The organism is Roseimaritima sediminicola (assembly GCF_009618275.1).
Classification (GTDB): domain Bacteria; phylum Planctomycetota; class Planctomycetia; order Pirellulales; family Pirellulaceae; genus Roseimaritima; species Roseimaritima sediminicola.
In genome coordinates this window covers 1-20,888 of the sequence record NZ_WIAD01000048.1, presented here as the reverse complement: position 1 = coordinate 20,888, position 20,888 = coordinate 1, and the positions used below count along the sequence as shown (strand labels likewise).

At 63.6% G+C, this 20,888-nt stretch carries 12 protein-coding genes; 6 read left to right on the top strand and 6 right to left on the bottom strand.

Features of this window, described 5'->3' with window-relative positions:
- Positions 1 to 56 precede the first annotated feature (56 nt).
- The 4 genes from GE027_RS18285 to panD all read left to right on the top strand — a co-directional run bounded on the left by GE027_RS18285 (position 57) and on the right by panD (position 6,122).
- Complete coding sequence (locus GE027_RS18285; protein ID WP_153558664.1) at positions 57 to 2,270, top strand: outer membrane protein assembly factor BamB family protein; 2,214 nt, start codon at positions 57 to 59, stop codon at positions 2,268 to 2,270.
- A gap of 780 nt (positions 2,271 to 3,050) precedes the next feature.
- Positions 3,051 to 5,075: an outer membrane protein assembly factor BamB family protein gene (locus GE027_RS18280; protein WP_153558684.1), complete on the top strand. Its 2,025-nt coding sequence runs from the start codon at positions 3,051 to 3,053 to the stop codon at positions 5,073 to 5,075.
- A 211-nt stretch (positions 5,076 to 5,286) separates the two neighbouring features.
- A complete protein-coding gene (locus GE027_RS18275) occupies positions 5,287 to 5,658 on the top strand; it encodes a response regulator (RefSeq protein ID WP_153558663.1) in 372 nt (123 codons plus the stop codon).
- A 47-nt stretch (positions 5,659 to 5,705) separates the two neighbouring features.
- On the top strand, positions 5,706 to 6,122 hold the full coding sequence (gene panD, locus GE027_RS18270) for an aspartate 1-decarboxylase (RefSeq protein WP_153558662.1): 417 nt from the start codon (positions 5,706 to 5,708) through the stop codon (positions 6,120 to 6,122).
- 482 nt (positions 6,123 to 6,604) lie between these two features.
- On the opposite strand, the gene GE027_RS18265 is transcribed toward panD, so the two are convergent.
- The 4 genes from GE027_RS18265 to GE027_RS18250 form a co-directional block, all read right to left on the bottom strand.
- A complete protein-coding gene (locus GE027_RS18265) occupies positions 6,605 to 7,933 on the bottom strand; it encodes an N-succinylarginine dihydrolase (RefSeq protein WP_153558661.1) in 1,329 nt (442 codons plus the stop codon).
- Positions 7,914 to 9,374 (bottom strand): succinylglutamate-semialdehyde dehydrogenase, encoded by a 1,461-nt coding sequence (locus GE027_RS18260; RefSeq protein ID WP_153558660.1) that lies wholly within the window; start codon positions 9,372 to 9,374, stop codon positions 7,914 to 7,916. The genes GE027_RS18265 and GE027_RS18260 overlap by 20 nt, the downstream gene beginning before the upstream one ends.
- 4 nt (positions 9,375 to 9,378) lie before the next feature.
- Entirely contained in the window at positions 9,379 to 9,609 is a 231-nt protein-coding gene (locus tag GE027_RS18255; RefSeq protein ID WP_153558659.1) for a hypothetical protein, read from the bottom strand.
- A gap of 98 nt (positions 9,610 to 9,707) precedes the next feature.
- Positions 9,708 to 10,448: a (5-formylfuran-3-yl)methyl phosphate synthase gene (locus GE027_RS18250; protein ID WP_153558658.1), complete on the bottom strand. Its 741-nt coding sequence runs from the start codon at positions 10,446 to 10,448 to the stop codon at positions 9,708 to 9,710.
- 250 nt (positions 10,449 to 10,698) lie between these two features.
- On the opposite strand from GE027_RS18250, the gene GE027_RS18245 reads away from it, so the two are divergent.
- Positions 10,699 to 11,901, top strand: a complete 1,203-nt coding sequence (locus GE027_RS18245) for a ribonuclease D (RefSeq protein ID WP_237607637.1) — start codon at positions 10,699 to 10,701, stop codon at positions 11,899 to 11,901.
- 416 nt (positions 11,902 to 12,317) lie between these two features.
- On the opposite strand, the gene GE027_RS18240 is transcribed toward GE027_RS18245, so the two are convergent.
- Positions 12,318 to 13,766 carry a DUF1501 domain-containing protein gene (locus GE027_RS18240; RefSeq protein ID WP_153558657.1) on the bottom strand — a complete coding sequence of 483 codons (1,449 nt, stop codon included), beginning with the start codon at positions 13,764 to 13,766 and terminating at the stop codon, positions 12,318 to 12,320.
- Positions 13,767 to 13,815: 49 nt separating this feature from the next.
- Positions 13,816 to 17,271: a PSD1 and planctomycete cytochrome C domain-containing protein gene (locus GE027_RS18235; RefSeq protein ID WP_237607636.1), complete on the bottom strand. Its 3,456-nt coding sequence runs from the start codon at positions 17,269 to 17,271 to the stop codon at positions 13,816 to 13,818.
- A 305-nt stretch (positions 17,272 to 17,576) separates the two neighbouring features.
- Here GE027_RS18235 and GE027_RS18230 point away from each other — a divergent pair, with 305 nt between their 5' ends.
- Positions 17,577 to 20,564, top strand: a complete 2,988-nt coding sequence (locus GE027_RS18230) for an FAD-binding and (Fe-S)-binding domain-containing protein (protein ID WP_202617461.1) — start codon at positions 17,577 to 17,579, stop codon at positions 20,562 to 20,564.
- Positions 20,565 to 20,888 lie beyond the last annotated feature (324 nt).

Below are 20,888 nucleotides of genomic sequence, written 5' to 3'. Positions count from 1 at the left end.
ATTGAACTCGAGTCCTTCTGTCCCTTTCTCCCACCATGTTCGAGCGAACTTTGCCCATGACACAACACCGTTTCCTATCACTCGTGCTTGCAGCCGTGACTGTGCTGTGTGGTATGAGCGCCGTCTCGGCCGCCGACTGGACTTATTGGCGAGGCCCGCTGTACGACGGCATCAGCCCTGAAACCAACCTTCCGGCCGACTGGGATCCCAAGGGCGGCGAGGACAGCAACCTGCTGTGGAAGAGCGAAGCGTTGGCCAGCCGGACCACGCCCACGGTCATGAACGGCCGCTTGTACAGCATCATGCGCAGCGAACCGGGCACCAAGCGCGAAGGCGAGAAAGTCGTCTGCGCCGATGCCGAAACCGGCGAAATCCTCTGGGAGAACCGCTTCAACGTCTGGCTCAGCGACGTGCCCGATACCCGCGTCGGGTGGTCCAGCGTGGTCTGTGACCCGGAAACCGGATATGTCTACGCCCTGGGCGTCTGCGACTACTTCCTGTGCATCGACGGCGAGACCGGCGAAACCGTGTGGAGCCTGCCGCTACACGAACAGTTCGGTATGCTGAGCACCTACGGGGGACGGACGAATTTCCCGATCATCGCCGACGATCTGGTGATCATCAGCGGGATCATTATTAATTACGGCGAACGCGCCAAACCCAACCACCGCTTCATCGCCTTTGACAAGCGCACGGGAACGATCGTGTGGTTCAACGGCACGCGGGATCTGCCCGAGGACACCACGTATTCGGCGCCGTCACTGGTCACGATCGATGGCCAACAGCAGTTGGTCGTCGGCGCCGGCGACGGCTCGGTCTGGGGGTTCCAGCCGCAAACCGGCAAACCGCTGTGGCACTACGAATTGTCGCGTCGCGGCCTGTTCGCCACGCCTCTGGTGGTCGGCAACACCGTGATCGCCAGCCACAGCGAAGAGAACGTCAGCGGAACGTCGATGGGCGCGGTCGTGGCCCTGGAGATTTCCGGCAGCGGTGATCAGACCCAGGCGAAAGAGCTTTGGAAGATCGAAGGTTTGGTGGTCGGACGCAGTGCTCCGGTCGCGCATGACGGCCGGCTGTACATCATCGACGACCGCTGCAAGATGTACGTCATCGATATCGAGTCGGGTGAATTCATCGAAGAACGCGTCACCCTGGGCGACAGCCGCCAGTGGGCCAGTTTGTTGATGGCCGACGGCAAACTGTACGTGTTGACCGAAAACGGTCGCTGGGCGATTGCCGAGCCCACCGAGGATGGCGTCGAAGTGCTCAACCGCGGCCGGATCCGCAACGAAGCCTTCAACGGTTCGCCGATCGCCGCCAACGGCCGCCTGTACTTCCCCGGTCAATCGGCGATGTACTGCGTCGCAAACTCGGGCGCCGAGGCCGCCGAGCCCCGGCAGGCTGAGGGAGAAACGACGCCGGTGGAGCAGAATCCGGACGCCGCTTGGGTCCAGATCGTACCCGCCGAATCGACCATCGGTCCCGGAGACAAAGTGGACTTTGAGGTTCGCTTGTACAATGCCCTGGGCCAACGCATCGAAAGCGACCAGTCGGCCCAGTTCACAGCGACCGGCGGCGGTTCGTTCGACGGCAATACCTACACCGCACCGCAGGACGACAGTCATCACGCCGTCAAAATCACCGCGTCGGTGGGCGACTTGCAAGGCGACGCTCGCCTGCGATCGATCCCCCCGCTGCCCTGGTCCTTCGATTTTGACGACGCCGACGACGCTCCGGAAACCTGGATCGGGGCCCGTTACCGCCACGTGATTCGCACCGTCGACGGTTCGCCCGCCCTGGTCAAGATCACGACCATTCCCAAGGGAGCCCGAAGTCGGGCGTGGATGGGACCGAGCGATTTGGCCAATTACACCATCGCCGTCGACGCTCGCGGCCAGCGGCAGGACAACAAACTGCCCGATATCGGTGTCTCGGCCCACGGCTACGCCCTGGAACTGCAGGGCGAGAACCAGGAATTGCAGATCTATACCTGGCCAACGCAGTTGCGGATGGCCTCCACGATCGACTATCCCTGGCAAGAAGACACTTGGTACCGCATGAAGCTGCGGGCCGAGATCGTTGAAGAAGATGGCAAGAAAGTTGCCGTGCTTTCGGGCAAGGTCTGGCCCAAAGACCAGCCCGAACCCAACGAGTGGACCATCACCGCCCGCGATGAGTCCCCGAATTTGACCGGCAGCCCCGGGCTGACCGGCAACGCCAAGAACGCCGAGTTGTACTTGGACAATTTGCAGGTCACCGCCAATGATTAAAGGCGATGGGCGATTTTCGAATCGTTCACCCCTTCCCTCCTGGCCTTCCAATCCACTTTTTCCATATCGAGACTGATGAAGAACGAACTCTCTGCTTGGTCGATGTTGATCGGCGCCGCGCTGCTGGGCAGTGTGGCCGCTACGACCCTCGGGGGCTGTCGGCCCCCGGCTGATGAGATCAGCTACGAAGACGTCGACGTGTCGCTGGACTTGGATGTCGATGCGGGCGAGCCCGAATCGAAGCCGGCGCCGGTCAAGACCGTCGGCGACATCAATAACTTCCGGCCCGCCAGCCAGTCCAACCGAACCACCTTGGGATCCAATCAGACCCTGCTCGGTTCCAACGCTACGGCCGCCGGCATGCGTCCCTTCGGCTCCAACGCCACCGCCGCCGGCATGCGTCCCTTCGGATCCAACGCCACCGCCGCCGGCATGCGTCCCTTTGGATCCAACGCCACCGCCGCAGGCATGCGTCCCTTTGGATCCAACGCCACGGCCGCAGGCATGCGTCCCTTTGGATCCAACGCCACCGCCGCCGGGATGCGTCCCTTTGGCTCCAATACCACCACCGGATCGATGCGACCGGGGGCCGCCCCGGCGGAATCGCCCTTCGGTCGCCCCGCCCCGGCGGTTGTCGAAGAGGTGGAGGCCGCGCCTCGCGTAGCCGCAGCCGCCAAGCCGGCCCCCAAGCCTCAGCCCGAAGCGAAACCCGAACCGGAAGCGAAACCCGAACCGGAAGCTCAGCCGGAACCCGAACCGGAAGCCGCTGCGGAGCCGGAAATGAAGCCGGAAACGGCCGCCGAAACGGTCGCGTCCAGCGAGCCGGAAGCTGAAGCCAAACCCGAAGCCGAAGCCAAACCCGAAGCCAAACCCGAAACTGCGGTGGACGTTGCCGGCGAAGTCGAAACGGCGACCCAACTGGTTTCCGACGAAGTGAACGACCCGGAAGAAATTCTCCAGGCCGGCGGCGACTGGCCGCAGTGGGGCGGGACGCGGCTGCGCAACAACACGCCCAACGTGGAAAACATCCCCACCACCTGGAACGTCGGCCGCTTTGATCGCCGCACCGGCGAATGGGACAGTTCCGAAGCGGAAAACATCAAGTGGATCGCGAACCTGGGCAGCCAGACCTACGGCAACCCGGTTGTCGCCGGCGGCCAGGTGTACGTAGGGACCAACAACGGGGCGGGTCATCTGCCGCGTTATCCCAACGATATCGACCTGGGATGCCTGTTGGCGTTCGACGAAGAAACCGGTGAGTTGTTGTGGCAGCACAGCAGCGAAAAGCTGATCACCGGCCGCGTGCACGACTGGCCGCTGCAGGGGATCTGTAGTGCCGCCTACGTCGAAGGCGAGCGGTTGTGGTTTGTGACCAGTCGTGGCGAGGTCCGCTGCCTGGACACCCGCGGATTCCACGATGGTGAAGACGACGGGCCGGTCAAAGACGAAGTCGCTCGCGTGGCCGATCTGGCGAAAGCCGACGAAGCCTACCAGGGCACGGTCGAAGCGTTGGGCGAAGGCAACGTCTCCGATGCCCTGGCCGAACTACTGGACCAGCGAGGCCACAAACTGGGCGAGAACGTCTCGATCGAAACGGTCGAAGAGGGCAGCCAGTGGAAGCTGACCGGCGAGGTCGCCGGCGTCGAACGAACGTTGGACCTGAAAGTCGCCGGTCCCCGGCTGTCGATCTTCAAAACCCTCTCGGTCCACGACAAGCAAGACGCCGACGTGATCTGGGTGTTCGACATGATGTCCGAGCCGCTGGGTGTGAGCCAACACAACATGGCTTCCTGCTCGGTGACCGCTTACGGCGACCTGTTGTTCGTCAACACCAGCAACGGCTTGGACGAGACGCATATCAACCTGCCGGCCCCGGCCGCGCCCAGTTTCATCTGTTTGGATAAGAACACGGGCGAATTGATCTGGCAGGACGATTCCCCGGGCCGCAACATCCTGCACGGTCAATGGTCCAGCCCCACGGTCGCCGTACTCGGGGGCGTGCCGCAGGTTCTGTTCGCCGGTGGCGACGGCTGGCTCCGAAGCTTCAAAGCCGATCGCGGCAAAGATGGCAAGCCGGAACTGCTGTGGGAATTCGACTGCAACCCCAAGGAATCGGAATGGATCCTCGGTGGTGAAGGCACGCGAAACAACTTGATCGCCACCCCGGTCGCCTACGACGGTTTGGTGTACTTGGCCGTCGGCCAGGACCCCGAACATGGCGAAGGCGAAGGGCACCTGTGGTGCATCGATCCCACCAAACGCGGCGACATCAGCCCGCAGTTGGCGCTGAAGGTCGAAGGCGACGGACGGGTCCCGCTGGAGCACCGGCGGATCCAAGCGGTCAAGCCCGAGGATGGCGAAGTGGCCGTCGATAACCCCAACTCGGGCGTCGTCTGGCACTACAGCGTGGTCGACCAAAACGGCGACGGTGAAATCGACTTCGAAGAGGAGATGCACCGCAGCTGTGGAACGGTGGCGATCAAAGACGACGTGCTGTACGTGGCCGACTTTTCGGGCATCTTCCACTGTCTCGATGCTAAGGGCACCGACGATGGCAAGCCGATTGTCCACTTCACCTACGACATGTTGGCCCAGAGCTGGGGCAGCCCGCTGATCGCCGATGGACACGTCTTTATGGGCGATGAAGACGGCGAAGTGGCTGTGTTCAAGTTCGGCAAAGACCACAGCGAGCCCCTGGAAGAGATCTACATGGGCAGCAGCGTGTACAGCACGGTCGTGGCGGCGAACAACACCCTGTACATCAGCACCAAAGACAAACTGTTTGCGATCAGCAAACAGGAGTAGTCATTCGCCATGCGGTTCCCGCTCTCGCGCCTTGGCCGAGAGCGGGCACTCGGCTGCGGCCGCCCCGCCCGGCATCGCCGCTGCATTCTCTCGCTCTGGCCCCTTTGTTCTGGACGCGGTTGCGGTCTGTCCGGGGCTTTTCTAACGTGGCCGAAAGCCAATAATAGAACCAGGCCGGTCACCCGATCCTCTTGCTTTGAATTTATCAACCATGACTAAAATCGTTGTCGACTGTGGAAACTGCGGCCCGGATTTCAACTCCATCCGCCAGATGCTCAAGTCGTCGTTTAACGTCAAAGTCGTTCAGACCCACGGGGCCGAAGACACGCTGGCCGCGCTGAAACAACAGGACGTCGCGTTGGTCACGGTCAATCGCAAACTGGACCGGGACTACACCGATGGCTTGGAAGTCATCCGGACGTTGAAAGCCGATCCCGAGGTTGCCGATGTGCCCGTGATGCTGGTGACCAACTACGACGAACACCAGGACACGGCGGTGGCCGAAGGGGCGATCCGCGGGTTTGGCAAACTGTCGCTGAATGATCCGCAGACGCAGGAGCGGCTGCAGGCCGTGCTCGGCTGATTTACTTCTCTCGGCGTTTGTCCGAGTGTTATCTCCTAGGGACGACCATGTCGACCAAGAAACTGCTTAGTGCCAAAATCCATCGACTCACCGTCACCGGCGCCGATGTCGCGTACGAAGGCAGCTTTACGCTTCCACCGGAATTGATGGCGGCGGCCGATATCGTGCCCTATGAATCGCTGCACGTTTGGAACGTTACCCGGGGGACGCGGCTGGAAACCTATGCCATCCGCGGCCAGGCCGGCTCCAGCGACGTGTGCGCCAACGGCGCGGCGGCCCATCTGATCTTTCCCGGCGACCAGGTCATCGTGGCGACCTACGCGTACGTCGAACAAACGCAGCTGGGCGAACACAAGCCGCGGCTGATCTTCGTCGACCAACAGAACCGCATCACCCATACCGGCCCCGAGATCCCCGGCCCCCAGCGCCGCCCCGAACGGCCGCTGGATCCGAGTGCTTCCTGAGCACAATCGCCGATGCCGCCGGAACGTTCCCGAATCGCGGCCGCGCGGTAGAAAACATTGCCTTCTACCGCTCCGAGCCCCTACATAGATTCCGCCGGAGTCGGAAAATCTCACATCTCCTGACTCCGGCGGAATCTGTGTATGAAAAAATCGTTTTCTCCCCTCTCCCCCGAAGCCTGGCGAGCCTAAGCGAGTCAGGCTTCGGGGGAGAGGGGTTGGGGGTGAGGGGGACCAGCAGAGCGACACCACTTCCGTATTTCGATGCGGTGCGGGAATCGGAAAGGCGTACGCAAACAAGCATTCCGTTGCACCTGAGCCCCCTCACCCCCGGCCCCTCTCCCACCACTGCTTCACTCGCTGACGCTCGCGGCGCCGCGGGGGAGAGGGGAGAAAACCATGTTTTCTACCGCTCCGAGCCCCTACATAGATTCCGCCGGAGTCAGCAAATCTCAAATCTCCGTCCCAAAGTCTGGCGACTTCAGCTACGGAATCATTTCCAGCACCTCACACACGGCTCGGTAGGCTTCCTGGCAATGTTCTACGAGCTCTTCTCGTGCTAAGTCCTCGGCTGTGATCTCTTCCGGGTACGTCCGTTCGATCACCTCTTCCAGCCGCTCGGCCAGCGAGTCGTCGAGCCGCAGAGCTTGGGGCAGGCTGGCCGATTGAGCGGCATCCATCGGCACCCGCAACCGCAGGCACGCCGGCCCGCCACCGTTGCTCATGCTCTCCTGGAGGTCCACATACACCACGTTTTCAATCGGACCGGGACCGTCCAGCCAACGCTCTGCGACGGCGGTCGCGGCGGGCGAGTCGGCGACCTGGGACGGGCACACCAGCGTCATGGCGTCGCCGGGCCGGGCGGCATCGACGATCAACTGGCTGTTGAACAGATAGCAGGCAACCGCTTCGGCAAGCGGCAAGGCTTCTTCGCGGACCAGTTCCACGTGCAGCGTCTGCCCGCACACTCGTCGGTAGGTTTCCGCAACAGCGTCCAGCGCATCGAGATCTGCCAGCGCCCGTTCATGCGCCAGCAGGACGTTGCGACAGCTGGTCGCCACCACATCGTTGTGAAACGCTCCGGCAGCGATCGCCCGCGGATCTTGCCGCAGAAAGATCGCGTTGTGGCTGCGATGGCGACGCGCGATCGCACGGCTGGCCTCCAGCGTTTGACGAGCCGGATGCGGGCTGGTGGAAAGCGTGGGATCGTTTGTTTCCCGGTCCGCACCCCAGACGAACAGCTCCACGCCCCGAGTGCCGCTGTCGTCGAACAAGCGCATGTGGTTGGCGGCTCCCTCGTCGCGAAGCCCCCACGTCGATGGCAGGGGGCCGTGCACGGCGGCGGAGGTGGGGGAAAAGATCTGCGACAAACGACGATGGGTTTGGCCCGGTTCGAGACTCCGGTGCGTGCTGCTGGTCAGGTTCGCGACGCTCAGGTGCAAACGTCCGTCACGGCTGTCCGGGGCGGCGGTGACGGTCGCGGCATTGGCTGTCCACATCGCCGAAGCGCTCCAGGCCGCCGCAAGCAGACGCGGCGCCTGCTCGGCCGCCTCGGCCAATAAGCTTTGCGTAGGGCCGCTGAAACCGATCGCACGCAGAAAGTCCAAGTCGGGACGCGACTGCGGCGGCAACACGAACTGTGGCGCTCCGCATGCCGCGACACGTTGCATTTTTCGTAGGCCCGTCAGGGCGGCGGCTTGGGGCCGTGCGACGTGGCCTCCGTGCTGTCGTGAAGCGAGGTTGCCCACGCCCAGGCCGCCGAAATGATGCGTCGGGCCGACCAGTCCATCGAAATTAATTTCCTGAATCGTCATCCTGTCCGTCCCGGGGATTGCGGATCAACGAGGCCACCGGATCGTTACAGTAATCGATCGTGTAGTAGCCGGCCGGTCGATGGTTTCCGCTGGCTCCCACGCCGCCGAAGGGCAACCGACCGCTGGCTCCGGTTGTGGGAGCATTCCAGTTGATCACGCCGGCGGGAACCCGCTGCCGAAACCGCTCGAACATCGCTTCATCGCCGCCAAACAAACCGGCCGCCAAACCGTAACGCGTGTCCGCCGCCCGGCGAATCGCTTGATCGAAGTCGGCGACCCAGTACAGCTGCAGCAGCGGCCCGAACCATTCCTGGTCGACCGCATCGTGGCAATTCGTCATGTCGACGATGCCCGGACGCACCAGCGCCCCGCAGCCGGCTTCCTGACCAGCTTCGACCAACGGCTCGCCGCCATAGGCGAGGAAGTTGGCTTCGGCCTGCAGCAGCAGGTTCGCATGCCGGCTGGATACCATCGGGCCGATATCCGGTTCGGGGTCCTCGGTGGGCAGCCCGCAGCGCAGGGTGCGGATCTTCTGCACCAGCGCGTCAACGGTTCGCCGCCCGGCCTCGTTGTCGACGACGATCAACCGCCGCGCACAGGTGCAGCGTTGGCCGGCGGAGACAAAGGCTGATTGGAGCAACTGCTCGGCGGTCGCCGCAGGGTCCGGGGGCGAGGCGACGACGACCGGATTATTGCCGCCCAGTTCCAGTGCCAACAACACCTCTGGGCGTCCGGCCAACTGGCGGTGGATGGCTCGGCCCGCCGCGTACCCACCGGTCAGGAACACGCCGGCGACGCGCGGATCGTCCACCGCGGTGGCCGCCACCGTGGCATCGCCGTGGATCAGATTCAACACGCCGGCGGGCAATCCCGCCTCGGTCCAGCGGTCGACCATCCAGCGTCCCACGGCCGGCGTCAGTTCGCTGGGTTTAAACACCACCGGATTGCCGGCCAGCAGCGCGGGGATCAGATGGCCGCCGGGCAGGTGTGCGGGAAAATTAAAAGGTCCCAAAACCAGGACCGGACCCAGGGGCCGGTAACGCACTGTCCGCCGGCCATCGGGCAGTGGTTGGTCGATGTCGCCACGACGCTCTTTGAGCGCATCGATGCTGATCTGGGCTTTGGCAACCGCCGCGGCGACTTCGCTGCGAGCGTCGCTGGGCAGTTTGCCGATCTCGCGAGTGATCAGCTCGGCCAGCTCGTCCGCCCGCTGTTCTACTTTCTGAGCATACTGCAGGACGATCGCATCGCGTTCGTCCTGGGGCCGCTCGGCCCAGCGTGGGCCGGCTTTGCAGGCGGCCTCAAAAGCCTGGGCGACCTGTGCGGAGGAAGCTGCGGCGCCTTGGAATACCGGTGTTTGATCGGCCGGGTTACGGCTGCACAGCGCTTCGCCATCGCCGGGGACGTCTCGGCCATCGATCCATAAATGTGTGTTGAGCATCCATCTAGGATACCCAATCCAAGCCGGTGATCGAACGCAGCCGAGTCTCAAAATTGCCAATCAATCCGCCCACCAGCTTCCAGCCGGCTCGGGTACGCAGCTCGATCTCGCCGTGTTGGTTGACGCGCAAGATGGAATCGCCCACGACGCCGGCGGCATGCAACTGGCTCAGGTCCACCTCGCCCTCATTGACGACGTCCAGCAATGTTTTACCGGTCAGTTCGATGAAACCCATAACAGCACGCGACTCACAAGAAAACCACAACACGGCACAGCACCCTGCCCCGCAGCGGAAGGATCGGGCTGCCGGGCCCAGGAAGGGGCTCTACCCAACTATTCTAGTCGGGCCAGGTACTGTTTCCAGCGTTCGACTCGGTCGGCGACCAGCGTGCCGGTGCGGGAACGTTCGCAGACATCCCCGCGAAGGCCGACGAAGTGAGGCCGAAGCGTCGCCCAGCGTTCCGCTTCGTCCAGCCGCAGCGAACCGGCCAGCACCCACCGGATGTCGGCTTGGCGAGCCGAGCGAGCAAGGTTTTCTAGCCGCGCGACGTCCAGGTGGTCCAGCGTGCTGCGGCCGTCTTTGACGAACGTATCGATCAAGAACCAGCGTAGTCCCCGGCGAGCGGCAGCGGCCAGAATCGCTTCGGGCGGCGCGCAGTCGGCGGCCTCGTGATCCGCATAGGCTACGGCAACCTGTTGGACCGGCGGCGGGAGCTGGTCGCGGATCCGATGCCAGTGATGGGTCAGCCGGTCGACCGTTGCGCTGCCCGCCGGACCGGCTTTCGCAAACGCGAATCGAGCCGGCACCTGCGCGGCCGAAGCGGCCTCGGTCGCTTCACCGAGGGCGGCGGACAGGCGGGCATGCGGCGGAAGCGCCTCGGCAGCCGCACGCCAGAGCTGCGGATCGGCCGCGCCCAGGGCTCCGCGGTGGGGGTCTTTGATATCCACGATATCGACGCCCCGGTCCGCCGCCAAAACGACCTCCGCCAGGTTTGTCGCACTGATCAGCAATCCGGTCGTTCGTCGACTCGCATCGGTATCCACAGCATTCATATTGCCCAAAGGATACTGCAAGCGGCCGAGCTCTCGAAAGGCACCCACCGGCCTGTACGCTGGCCGCGCCAGCTCGCACCCGGCGGTTCGACGCCGCGAAAAAGAAGTCCTGACGCCTTCGATGACCTTCCTTGGAATCCGATGCACTCCCTGTGACGAGCTTAGTCCCGTGGTGAATTCGGCCCAGGGCCGCTAAAGTCGAGGAATTAGGGTGTTCGGGGGGGCGTCTCATTTTGTAGAGAACGATCACCGTTTCGTCCCCCCAATTTGCTTGGACCAGATCGATACCGTGCAGCACGAATCCATCACGACCCGCGAGCAACTCGATCAATTCTGCGACACGATCGCTCGCGAAGACTGGATCGCTTTTGATACCGAGTTCGTTTCCGAAGACCGTTACCGCCCCGAGCTGTGTCTGTTGCAGATTGCCTCGGGCAACCGCTTGGCGGTCGTCGATCCGCTGACGATGCCCGACACGCAGCCGTTTTGGGATTTGATCAGTACGCCGGGCCGGACCGTGATCGCGCACGCGGCCCGGGAAGAGATTCGGTTCTGTTACCGGTTCACCGGCAAGCCGATCGCGGGCCTGTTCGACGTCCAGTTGGCCGCGGGCTTTACCGGCCTGGAGTACCCCGCGTCGCTGGGAACGCTGGTCTCGCGGCTCGAAGGCAAGACGCTGGCCAAGGGCGAATCGCGAACCAATTGGCGCCATCGTCCGCTCAGCCGGCACCAGATCAAGTACGCGCTGCAGGACGTCACCGAGCTGCGATCGATGCAGAAGAAGCTGGCCGCTCGGGTCGACCAGCTCCAGCGGCAGTCATGGTTGGAGGAAGAGATCGCGGACCTCCAGCAAGCGGTGATCAACGGCGAGGAGCAGGAGAACTGGCGCCGCGTCAGCGGGATGTCCGGCCTGTCGCCACGGCAGATGGAGATCGTGCGGCAGGTGTGGCTGTGGCGTGAGGACCGCGCACAAGCGGTCGACCAACCACCGCGCCGGGTCCTTCGCGACGACTTGGTGATCGAACTGGCCAAGCGAGAAACCGATCAAGTGGACCGGATCCGCTCGGTCCGCGGCATGGAGCGTCGCAATCTGGCGCGGCTGTACGACGAGATCGCCGCAGCGGTTCGCAAGGCGCTGGAGGTGCCCGAGGCGGATTTGCCAAAGCGACCTCGCAGCAACCGGCGCCGGTTCTCGAACCTGTTGGCCCAGTTCCTGTCGATGTCGATCAACTGTGTTTGTCGACAACACCAGATGGCACCGGCGATCGTCGGCAACATGGAAAACGTTCGCGAGCTGGTCGCTTACGAATTGAGCGAGCAGTCGAGCGGCAAGAAACCGTATCTGCTGCAGGGCTGGCGCGCGGAGGTGGTCGGCAAATCGTTTCGCGATCTGTTGGCGGGCAACCTGGCGATCCGCGTCGCCGACCGCGATGCCGACGACCCGCTGGAGTTTATCGAAGTGAACCGGCCGTAGCTGCTCGTCGCTAGAGTTCGGGCAGGGGCGGCGCTGTTGCAAGATCTGAGTTTTGCGAAAAACAACATTTTCTCCCCTCTCCCCCGCGGCGCCGCGAGCGTCAGCGAGTGAAGCAGTGGTGGGAGAGGGGCTGGGGGTGAGGGGGCTCAGGTGCAACTGGATGACTCATTGCATTCCATTTCCCAGCCGTGCACAGCATCGAAATACGGTAATAGTGTGCTGCTCTGCAATCCCCCCCTCACCCCCGGCCCCTCTCCCCCGAAGCCTGGCTCGCTTAGCCTCGCCAGGCTTCGGGGGAGAGGGGAGAAAAGGAATCTATTCGTACATAGAATCCGTTTGAGTCAGGAGATCTGCGATCGCACTGTCCAAACTCTGGCGAGTTCAGCTACGGCGAGTTCGGCTACGGCGTTATTCTCCTAACCCAGGATCGAATCCATCAGGTAGGCTTCCTCGACGCCGGTCAGGCGTTGGTCGAGGCCTTTGAAGGGGAACACAAAGCGTTTGTGGTCGATGCCCATCAGGTGCAGGATCGTGGCGTTCAGGTCGCGGATGTGGTGCGCTCCTTCAAGGATGTTGTAACTGAACTCGTCCGTCTTGCCGTGCACGACGCCGCCCTTGATGCCCGCTCCGGCCAACCAGATCGAGAAGCATTTGGGATGGTGGTCGCGGCCGTAGTTGGTTTTCGACAGCCCGCCCTGGCAGTAGATCGTGCGGCCGAACTCGCCGCCCCAGACGACCAGCGTGTCGTCCAGCAGCCCGCGCTGCTGGAGGTCCGTCAGCAAGCCGGCCGAGGGTTGGTCGACGTCTTTGCACTGTTTGGGCAGGTCGCCCGTCAGGTTGCCGTGTTGGTCCCAGCCGCGATGGAAGATCTGCGTAAAGCGAACGCCGCGTTCGGCCATTCGCCGCGACATCAGGCAACAATGGGCAAACGTGCCGGGTGTGGTCACGTCGGGGCCGTACAGGTCCAGCACGTGCTGCGGTTCGTCCGAGATGTCGATCAAGTCGGGCACACTGGTCTGCATCCGGTAAGCCATCTCGTACTGCGCGATCCGGGCCGTGGTTTCCGGATCGGATCGCCGCGCGTATTCCTGCTCGTTCAAGCGGCTGAGCGAATCCAGCATGCGCCGCCGCACGGCGCCGCTGACCCCGTCCGGGTTCGACAGGTACAAGACCGGGTCGCCGGCGCTACGGAGTGCGACGCCCTGGTACTTGCTGGGCAAAAAGCCGTTGCCCCACAGGCGGTTGTACAGCGCCTGGGCATCGCGGCGGGCCGACCAGGTGGCCGTCATCACCAGGAACGCCGGCAGGTTCTCGTTCTCGGTGCCCAGCCCGTAGTTCAACCAGGCACCCAAGCTGGCTTTGCCGGGCAACTGGTCGCCGGTGCAGATGTAGGTGATCGCCGGGTCGTGGTTGATCGCTTCGGTGTGCATCGAATGCACCAGGGCGATGTCGTCGACCTTCTTGGCCAGGTGCGGCAGCAGTTCGCTGACCATCGTGCCGGCCTGGCCGTGGGGCGAGAACTTGTAGATGCTCGGCGCGATCGGAAAGCGGGCCTGGCCGCTGGTCATGGTCGTCAATCGCTGCCCCTGACGGATCGACTCGGGCAGGTCCTTGTCGTACCAGTCGGCCATGGCGGGTTTGGGATCCCACATGTCCATCTGGCTCGGCGCGCCGGACATGAACAGGTAGATCGCCCGCTTGGCTTTGGGTTCGTGGTGCGGCAGGTTCGGCAACCCTCCGGCCGCGGCGGCAGAAGAAACCGAAGGCGAGGCGGAGGCGAGCTGGGCTTCCAGCGTCGCCAGGGCGGCGGCGCCCAAGCCGGCGGAGGTGCGCGAGAAAAAATGTCGACGAGTCAATTCATTCATGGATTTTCGCCTCGGTAAAAGGTCGTGTGCCGGGAGGAAGCGTTCAGGTCTACTTGCTGACCACTTCGTCCAGGTTCAGCAGCGTATTGGCAAGGATGGTCCAGGCGGCCTGCTCGGGTTCGGGGCTGCCCACCAACAATTCGGCGACCGCCGGGTCCTGCTCGTACATCCTCCGAGCGTCCTCCAACAGACTGACCAGTTCGGCCGCTTCGGCATCGCTGGGCGGTCGCAGGACGACGGAATGAAATAATTCGTCGACGCGTTGCCGGTCGCTGGCCTTGATTCCCAAGACCTCGGCCGCCAAGCGTTTTGCCGCCGTGACGTACTGTTGCTCGTTCATCAACAACAGCGCCTGCAGTGGCGTGTTGGTGCGTTCGCGGCGGGCGGTGCAGGATTCGCGACTGGGCGCATCAAAGGTGGACATCTGCGGCGGGGCGCTGGTGCGTTTCCAGAACGTGTACACGCTGCGCCGATAGATCTTGTCGCCCGAGTCCGCTTTGAACCGCACGGTGTTACTGCCGGAGTAGCCCACGGCGAACCACAGGCCATCGGGCTGCGGCGGCTTGACGCTGGGACCACCGATCTTTTCGACCAACAGTCCGCTGACCGCCAGAGCCTGGTCCCGCAGCATCTCCGCATCCAGACGGAAACGCGGGCCACGAGCCAGCAAGCGGTTGCCGGGATCCGCTGCGATCATCGCCGGTGTGGCGGCGCTGCTGCGGCGGTAGGCCTCGGACATGACCAATTGCTTCATCAAGCGTTTGACGTTCCAGCCGTTGCTTTGAAAGTCCACGGCCAGGTAGTCCAGCAATCGCGGGTGGCTGGGTTGGTCGCCCTGAGAGCCGAAGTCTTCGCTGGTCTTCACGATGCCCGTACCGAACACCTGTTGCCAGAAACGGTTGACGGCCACGCGCGCGGTCAACGGGTGGTCCGGCGCGAACAACCAACGGGCGAGCCCCAGGCGGTCCCGCGGCGCGTCCTCGTCCATCGGCGGCAGGAACTCCGGCACCCGCCGCGGAACTTCCTCACCCGGTTGGTCGTATTGCCCTCGCTGCATCAGGTGCGCCTGTCGCGGCTTGTCGGTTTCCTTCCAGATCAAAGTGATGGGTGTCGATTCCTGGATCTGTTCTCGGCGCTTGACCAGCCCGGCTCGTTCGTCCTGCAGGGCCAACCAATCCGGATGCAGGCAAGCGACCTGCCGGTAGTAGCTCTGCAGAGCCGCAGACTGGGCGGCGGACCGTTTCTCGGCCGGCATCGCGGCGACGGTCTTGATCGCTTCCGGAACCGGTGCCGAGGGCGAACGCAGGGCGTAGGAGAACGACGATGCGGCGCTGTGATTGACCACTCGCAAGTACAGTTCGTTGGCGCCCTGTTGGAGGTCCAGTTGGTATTCGTTTTCCAGCGGGATCAGAGGCCGAGCCTCGCGCACCATGGCCACCTGTTTGCCGTTCAACCAGACCTGCACGCCGTCGTCGGTGCCCAGCAGCAGGCTGGTTTTCTGGGCTGCCGGAGCGGTGATCGTACGGTGCAGCAAGGTCACCGACGGTTGGTCGTCCACGACCGGCAGGTCGTTGGGAACCGCGTCGCCAAAGGATTCCTTGGCTTGCCACGCGTAGTCTTGATCCTGGTAACGGATGGTCTTGGCCGGATCCAGCGGTCCTTTCAGGGAACCGATTTTGCGGTCGTAACCGGGCTGGGCACTTTCCACGGGGAATGGCCCGGCCAGATGCCAGGGGGATTGTTTCAGTTGCTTTTCCGGCGCGGCTTGCGGGATCTGGTCGCTGACCGAAAACCGCACGTGGCCGAACTGGTGTCCCGCGTACTGCGACTGGAACTTCAGTCGCACCCGCAGCCGAGCGTCGTCGCCTTCGCCCAGCAAGCCGCGAGTGGCGAACCAAGCGGTCCGCGGACCGGGATTGAGGTGGGCGCCGATCGCCCAGCCTTCGTTGGCGGCCACCTTGCCGTCATAGGCGTAGGCCAAGGCGAATTTGCCATCGGGTTGTTCGTAGTCGGCTTCGCCGTAGGCCACCTTGATCGGCAACCATTCACCGCCGGTCGCGGTGGACTTGGTTTCGATTTCAAGTTCCGACAACACGGCGTTGCCGTTGGGGCTCAAACCGCCCAGGCCCTTCGGTCCGTCGGTCAGGACTTCCAGTCGCAGCAGCCGCAGGCCCGGCCCATCCGGTAGCGGTGCTTCCAGCGTCAGGGTGTCCTTGGCCGGCGGCTGGCCGGTGGCTTGCAGCGAACCGTCTTCCAGTCTGGCCAGGGTCAGCGTCGAGTCGTCTTGCAGCGAATACGTCTCGGGCTGCAGCACGTGCCAGCGGAGTTCGCCTTCGCGCTCCAGCGACTCCTCCCAGCGAGCTTGTTGGGCATCGACGGTGTCGATCGGTTGGCGGCTTTCCGCATCCAGGCTGGCCAGTTGCTCTGCGATCGCGGCCAGCTGACGCTCGTCCTCGGGCTGGGGGACGCGGATGTTGGGCGGATGATCCTTGGCGTTGCCGTCGAGGGCGCGACCGTCCAGGCTGTTGAAGAATGCGTACAGCGAGTAGTAATCCTTCTGGGTGATCGGATCGAACTTGTGGTCGTGACAGGTGGCGCACTGGGTGGTCAGGCCGAGGAACACCGTGCCGAACGCATCGACGCGATCGACGACGTTGCGAAAGAACACCTCGTCATAGATCGAACCGCCTTCGCTGGTCGTCACGTTCAAACGGTTGTACCCGCTGGCGATCAATTGCTCGCGCGTCGGGTCCGGCAACAGATCGCCAGCCAGTTGCTCGATGCCAAATTGATCAAAGGGCTGGTTGTCGTTAAAGGCCTGGATGACCCAGTCCCGGTACGGCCACATCTCGCGGTAATTGTCCAGGTGCAGTCCGTGGGTGTCGCCGTAACGCACCAAGTCCAACCAGAAGCGGGCCATGTGTTCGCCGTAGCGGGGCGAGGCCAACATGCGGTCGACGGCCGCCTCGTAGGCCTCTGGCGACGGATCGGCAGCAAAGCGTTCCAGGTCTTCGATGTTGGGAGGCAAGCCGGTCAGGTCGAAAGCCAGACGCCTGAACAGACGGCGCGGGTCTTCCGGACCGCTGGGCTCCAGCCCGGCCTGCGCCAGTTTGGCGTCGATGAACGCATCGATGCTCTCGTCGGCGGGCCGCGTGGGAGCCACAAACGACCAATGCGAGGCGTACGCCGCGCCCTGCTGAACCCACTGCCGCAGTTTCTCTTTCTGCTCGGCCGACAGCGGTTTGTGAGCCTCTGGCGGAGGCATCAGCATGCCTTCGTCTTCGGCGAACACCCGCGCGATCAAGTCGCTGTCATCGGGCGAGCCGGCCTCGACGACCCCCAGCAAGCCGTCCTCGGTATCCAGACGCAGGCCCGAGTCCCGCTGTTCTTCGTCGGGACCGTGGCAGGCAAAGCAGTGGTTGGAAAGAATCGGGCGGATGTCCTGATTGAAATCGACCGCCGGTTCGGCGGCCCGGCTGTCCAAGGACGCCGCGACCGAGAGCACAGCGGTGACAACAACAAAAGCCGTTCGCGGCGAGCACCGGAACCGATATTCCACGCACATAGACCGACTGCAGTGGTAGGGACAGGAAAACGAGGCGGCGCGAAAGACGGGCAGGTGGAACGCCGCACGGTGGTAGGAAGGGGATGCCCTGTGCTCCTATCATAGCCCTCGATACCCGACAAAACAAACGAATCCGCGCTGGTCTGTGCCGGCAAAACCGCTTTCCCGACGCCGCTCCAAGTCTGCTTCGGATGCTCTAGAATGAGGCCTGAACAAATAATGCCCCCTCTATCGACTTTGCTCTCGTGACTGACGCAACCCTCGCCTCACCTTCCAGCAGTGAACGCCACCAGCTGGACGAACTGAAACGTGATCTGTCCGCTTGTGTGCGAGGCGAAGTCTACGTCGACGACGTGCTGCGCGGCGTCTACGCCACCGATGCTTCGCTGTTTCAAGTCATGCCCGCCTGTGTCGTCGTGCCGCGCGACGAACAGGACATCCTGCAAACGATGCGCTTGGCCCACCGCCGTGGTGTGCCGATCACGCCCCGCGGCGGAGCGACGTCGTTGTCCGGACAGACCTATGGTCCGGGCATCGTGCTGGACGTTTCAAAGTACCTGAACCAGATCCTCGAGGTGGACGTCCAGGGCCAGTGGGCTCGCGTCCAGCCCGGCGTGGTACGCGACCAGTTGAACGCGGCGGTCGCCGCGCACGGCTTGCACTTTGCCCCGGACCCGGCCACCGGTTCTCGAGCCACCATCGGCGGGATGATCGGCAACAACACCTGCGGCACACGCAGCGTCGTCTACGGCAAGACGATCGATCACGTGCTGTCCTGCCGCGTGATGCTGAGCGATGGGACGGTGTGCGAGCTGGACGAGGTCGACGCGGAACAGTGGCAGCGGCGGGCTGCGGGCGAAAACACCGGCCCGCGCGAAGCCGAACTGTACCGCGGTGTGGGCGAGATCATCGACGCCCATCACGACGAGATCCTCCGCCGCTATCCCAAGGTGCTCCGCCGCGTGTCGGGGTACAACTTGGATGAGTTCGTCGACGGAGCGGGCTACACCGGCGACATCGGTCCGCGACGCGAACACAACCAAGGCCAACGCCGCTGGAACCTTTCGAATCTGATCGTCGGCAGCGAAGGCACGCTGGCGCTGGTGCTGGACGCCAAAGTGCGGCTGACTCCCCTGCCCTCCGCCACCGCCCTGTGCGTGGTGCATTTTGATGATCTTGTCACCGCCCTGCAGTCGGTCGATACGATGCTGCAGTTTCACCCGTCGACGGTGGAACTGCTGGACGCGACCGTGATGCGGGAGGCGAAAATTAATCCCGCCACACGGGACATGGCCTACTTTGTCAGCGGCGATCCGCATGCGGTGCAAATCGTCGAGTTCTTTGGCCGGGACGCGGCGGAGGCACGCCAACGCTGCGAACAATTCGCCACGGCGATGCGCGAAAAACGCATCGGTTACTCCTGGCCCGTGTTCTCCGACGCCAAGGGCATGCGCGACGTCTGGGAGACTCGCAAGCTGGGGCTGGGACTGATCTCCAATGTTCGCGGTGCCAACAAGGGACGCGACTTTATCGAGGATGCCTGCGTTCCCACCAAACATCTGGCCGAGTACATCGCCAAGATCCGGAAGCTGTGCGCCGAGCACGAGATCGATCGGGTCAGCCTGTACGCCCACGCCTCGGTCGGCGTGGTGCACGTGGTGCCGGCCCTGGACCTGCACGATCCCCAGCAGGCCCGCACCATGCAGCAGATTGCCGACCAGGCATTCCAGTGGGTGATGCAGTACGGCGGGTCGTGGTCCGGCGAGCATGGCGACGGCCAGCTCCGCGGACAATACCTGCCGCAAATGTTCGGCCCCGACCTGTACCAGGCGTTCCGCGAAGTCAAGCAGCTGTTCGATCCGGCCGGACTGATGAACCCGGGCAAAGTGATCGACACCCAGAAGTTGACCGAGAACCTCCGCTACCAACAACCCGGTTACGAGGCTCACGCGGCCGAAGCCGAAGCGGCCTCGCTGTATCGTTACGCCGACCAGGGCGGATTGCAGCTTGCGATCGAACAGTGCAACGGCGTGGGCGCCTGTCGCAAGATCGGCTCCGGCACGATGTGTCCCTCGTACATGGCCACCCGCGACGAACAACACAGCACGCGCGGACGAGCAAACGCCCTGCGGTTGGCCATGTCCGGTCAGCTGGGGTCGGATCCGGTCGCGGCCCTCGGCTCCGACGGCATTCACGACGTGCTGTCGCTGTGCCTGTCCTGCAAAGCCTGCAAGAGTGAATGTCCCAACGCCGTGGACATGGCCAAGCTGAAGAGCGAAGCCTTGCAGATGCGGCACGATCGCAAAGGCATCTCTTTGGCCGCGAAGCTGCTCGGCCGGATGCCCGATGCCGCCCGGCGCTTTGCCGGACGCACGGCCAAGCTGACCAGTTTCGCCGGCCGCTTCCCCGGTGGCCGAGCGGTGCTCGAGCGCCTGACCGGGATCGATCGCCGCCGTCCCCTGCCCGCGTTTGCCAGCGAGACGCTGGAGCAGTCGCTCCAGCGGGAACCTCTGCAGCCAGGTCCTCGCAACCGTGGTCCGGTGGTTTTGTTCGACGACACCTACGCCAATTATTTTGAACCGGGCGTGGGCCGATCAGCCATCGAATTGCTGGAATCCGCCGGCTTTGAAGTGCGTTTGGCGCGGGCCGGTTGCTGCCAGCGTCCACGCCTGTCCAAAGGACTGGTGCGCGAAGCCAAGCAGCTGGGTGAACGCGTCTTCGAGAACCTGGACGTGTTCGCTCGCGAAGGCCTACCGATCGTTTGCCTCGAGCCGTCCTGCGCGTCGGCGCTGGTAGACGATCTGGCGGACTTGATCGACGACCAAGTGGTCGCTCAGCGCGTGGCCGGTCAGATCGTGATGATCGACGTCTTCTTGGCGCGGGAAGGCGTGCAGCTGGAGAGTGACTCCGAGCGCGTATTGTTACACGGTCACTGTCACCAGAAAGCGTTGTTCGGGACCGCCGCGACGCATCAGTTATTCGATCAGATGACCGGCAGCGAGTGCCAGGAAGTCGACTCGGGGTGCTGTGGCATGGCCGGTTCGTTTGGCTACGAGCACTACGACCTGTCCCGGCAGATCGGCGAGGACCGATTATTCCCGGCGGTGCGTGAAGCGACCGATCGAGGCGAAACGATCGTCGCCAGCGGGATCAGCTGCCGGCATCAATTAAAAGACTGTCTCGATGTCGAAGCCAAACATTTTGTGGAAGTCGTCCGCGTGGTGAAAGAGTAAGAACCACCTCCCACTCCCATCCCGCGCTCTCTCTCTTGCTCCCCTCTCCCCGGATCTTGGACTCGCTTAGGCTCGCCGCGCCCCGGGGAGAGGGGAGAAAGGGGTGTTTTGGGGGCCCGCACCCGCGCTCTCTCTTGCTTCTCTCTCCCCCGAATCGCGACGCGCTTCGCCGCGTCCTCCCCACGCACTCTCTTGCTCCCCTCTCCCCCGAAGCGCGGCGAGCTTTAGCGAGTCAAGCTTTGGGGGAGAGGGGCTGGGGGTGAGGGGGAGTCAGTCTGAGTCGAGACGCTGCTGGACCGCTGCAACGATCCGCTTCCGTACCGC

What these genes read in the sequence shown, in the direction of transcription:
- GE027_RS18285 (WP_153558664.1), top strand. Translation starts at nt 57, where the DNA reads ATGACACAACACCGTTTCCTATCACTCGTGCTTGCAGCCGTGACTGTG.
- GE027_RS18280 (WP_153558684.1), top strand. Translation starts at nt 3,051, where the DNA reads ATGAAGCCGGAAACGGCCGCCGAAACGGTCGCGTCCAGCGAGCCGGAA.
- GE027_RS18275 (WP_153558663.1), top strand. Translation starts at nt 5,287, where the DNA reads ATGACTAAAATCGTTGTCGACTGTGGAAACTGCGGCCCGGATTTCAAC.
- panD (WP_153558662.1), top strand. Translation starts at nt 5,706, where the DNA reads ATGTCGACCAAGAAACTGCTTAGTGCCAAAATCCATCGACTCACCGTC.
- GE027_RS18265 (WP_153558661.1), bottom strand. Translation starts at nt 7,933, where the DNA reads ATGACGATTCAGGAAATTAATTTCGATGGACTGGTCGGCCCGACGCAT.
- GE027_RS18260 (WP_153558660.1), bottom strand. Translation starts at nt 9,374, where the DNA reads ATGCTCAACACACATTTATGGATCGATGGCCGAGACGTCCCCGGCGAT.
- GE027_RS18255 (WP_153558659.1), bottom strand. Translation starts at nt 9,609, where the DNA reads ATGGGTTTCATCGAACTGACCGGTAAAACATTGCTGGACGTCGTCAAT.
- GE027_RS18240 (WP_153558657.1), bottom strand. Translation starts at nt 13,766, where the DNA reads ATGAATGAATTGACTCGTCGACATTTTTTCTCGCGCACCTCCGCCGGC.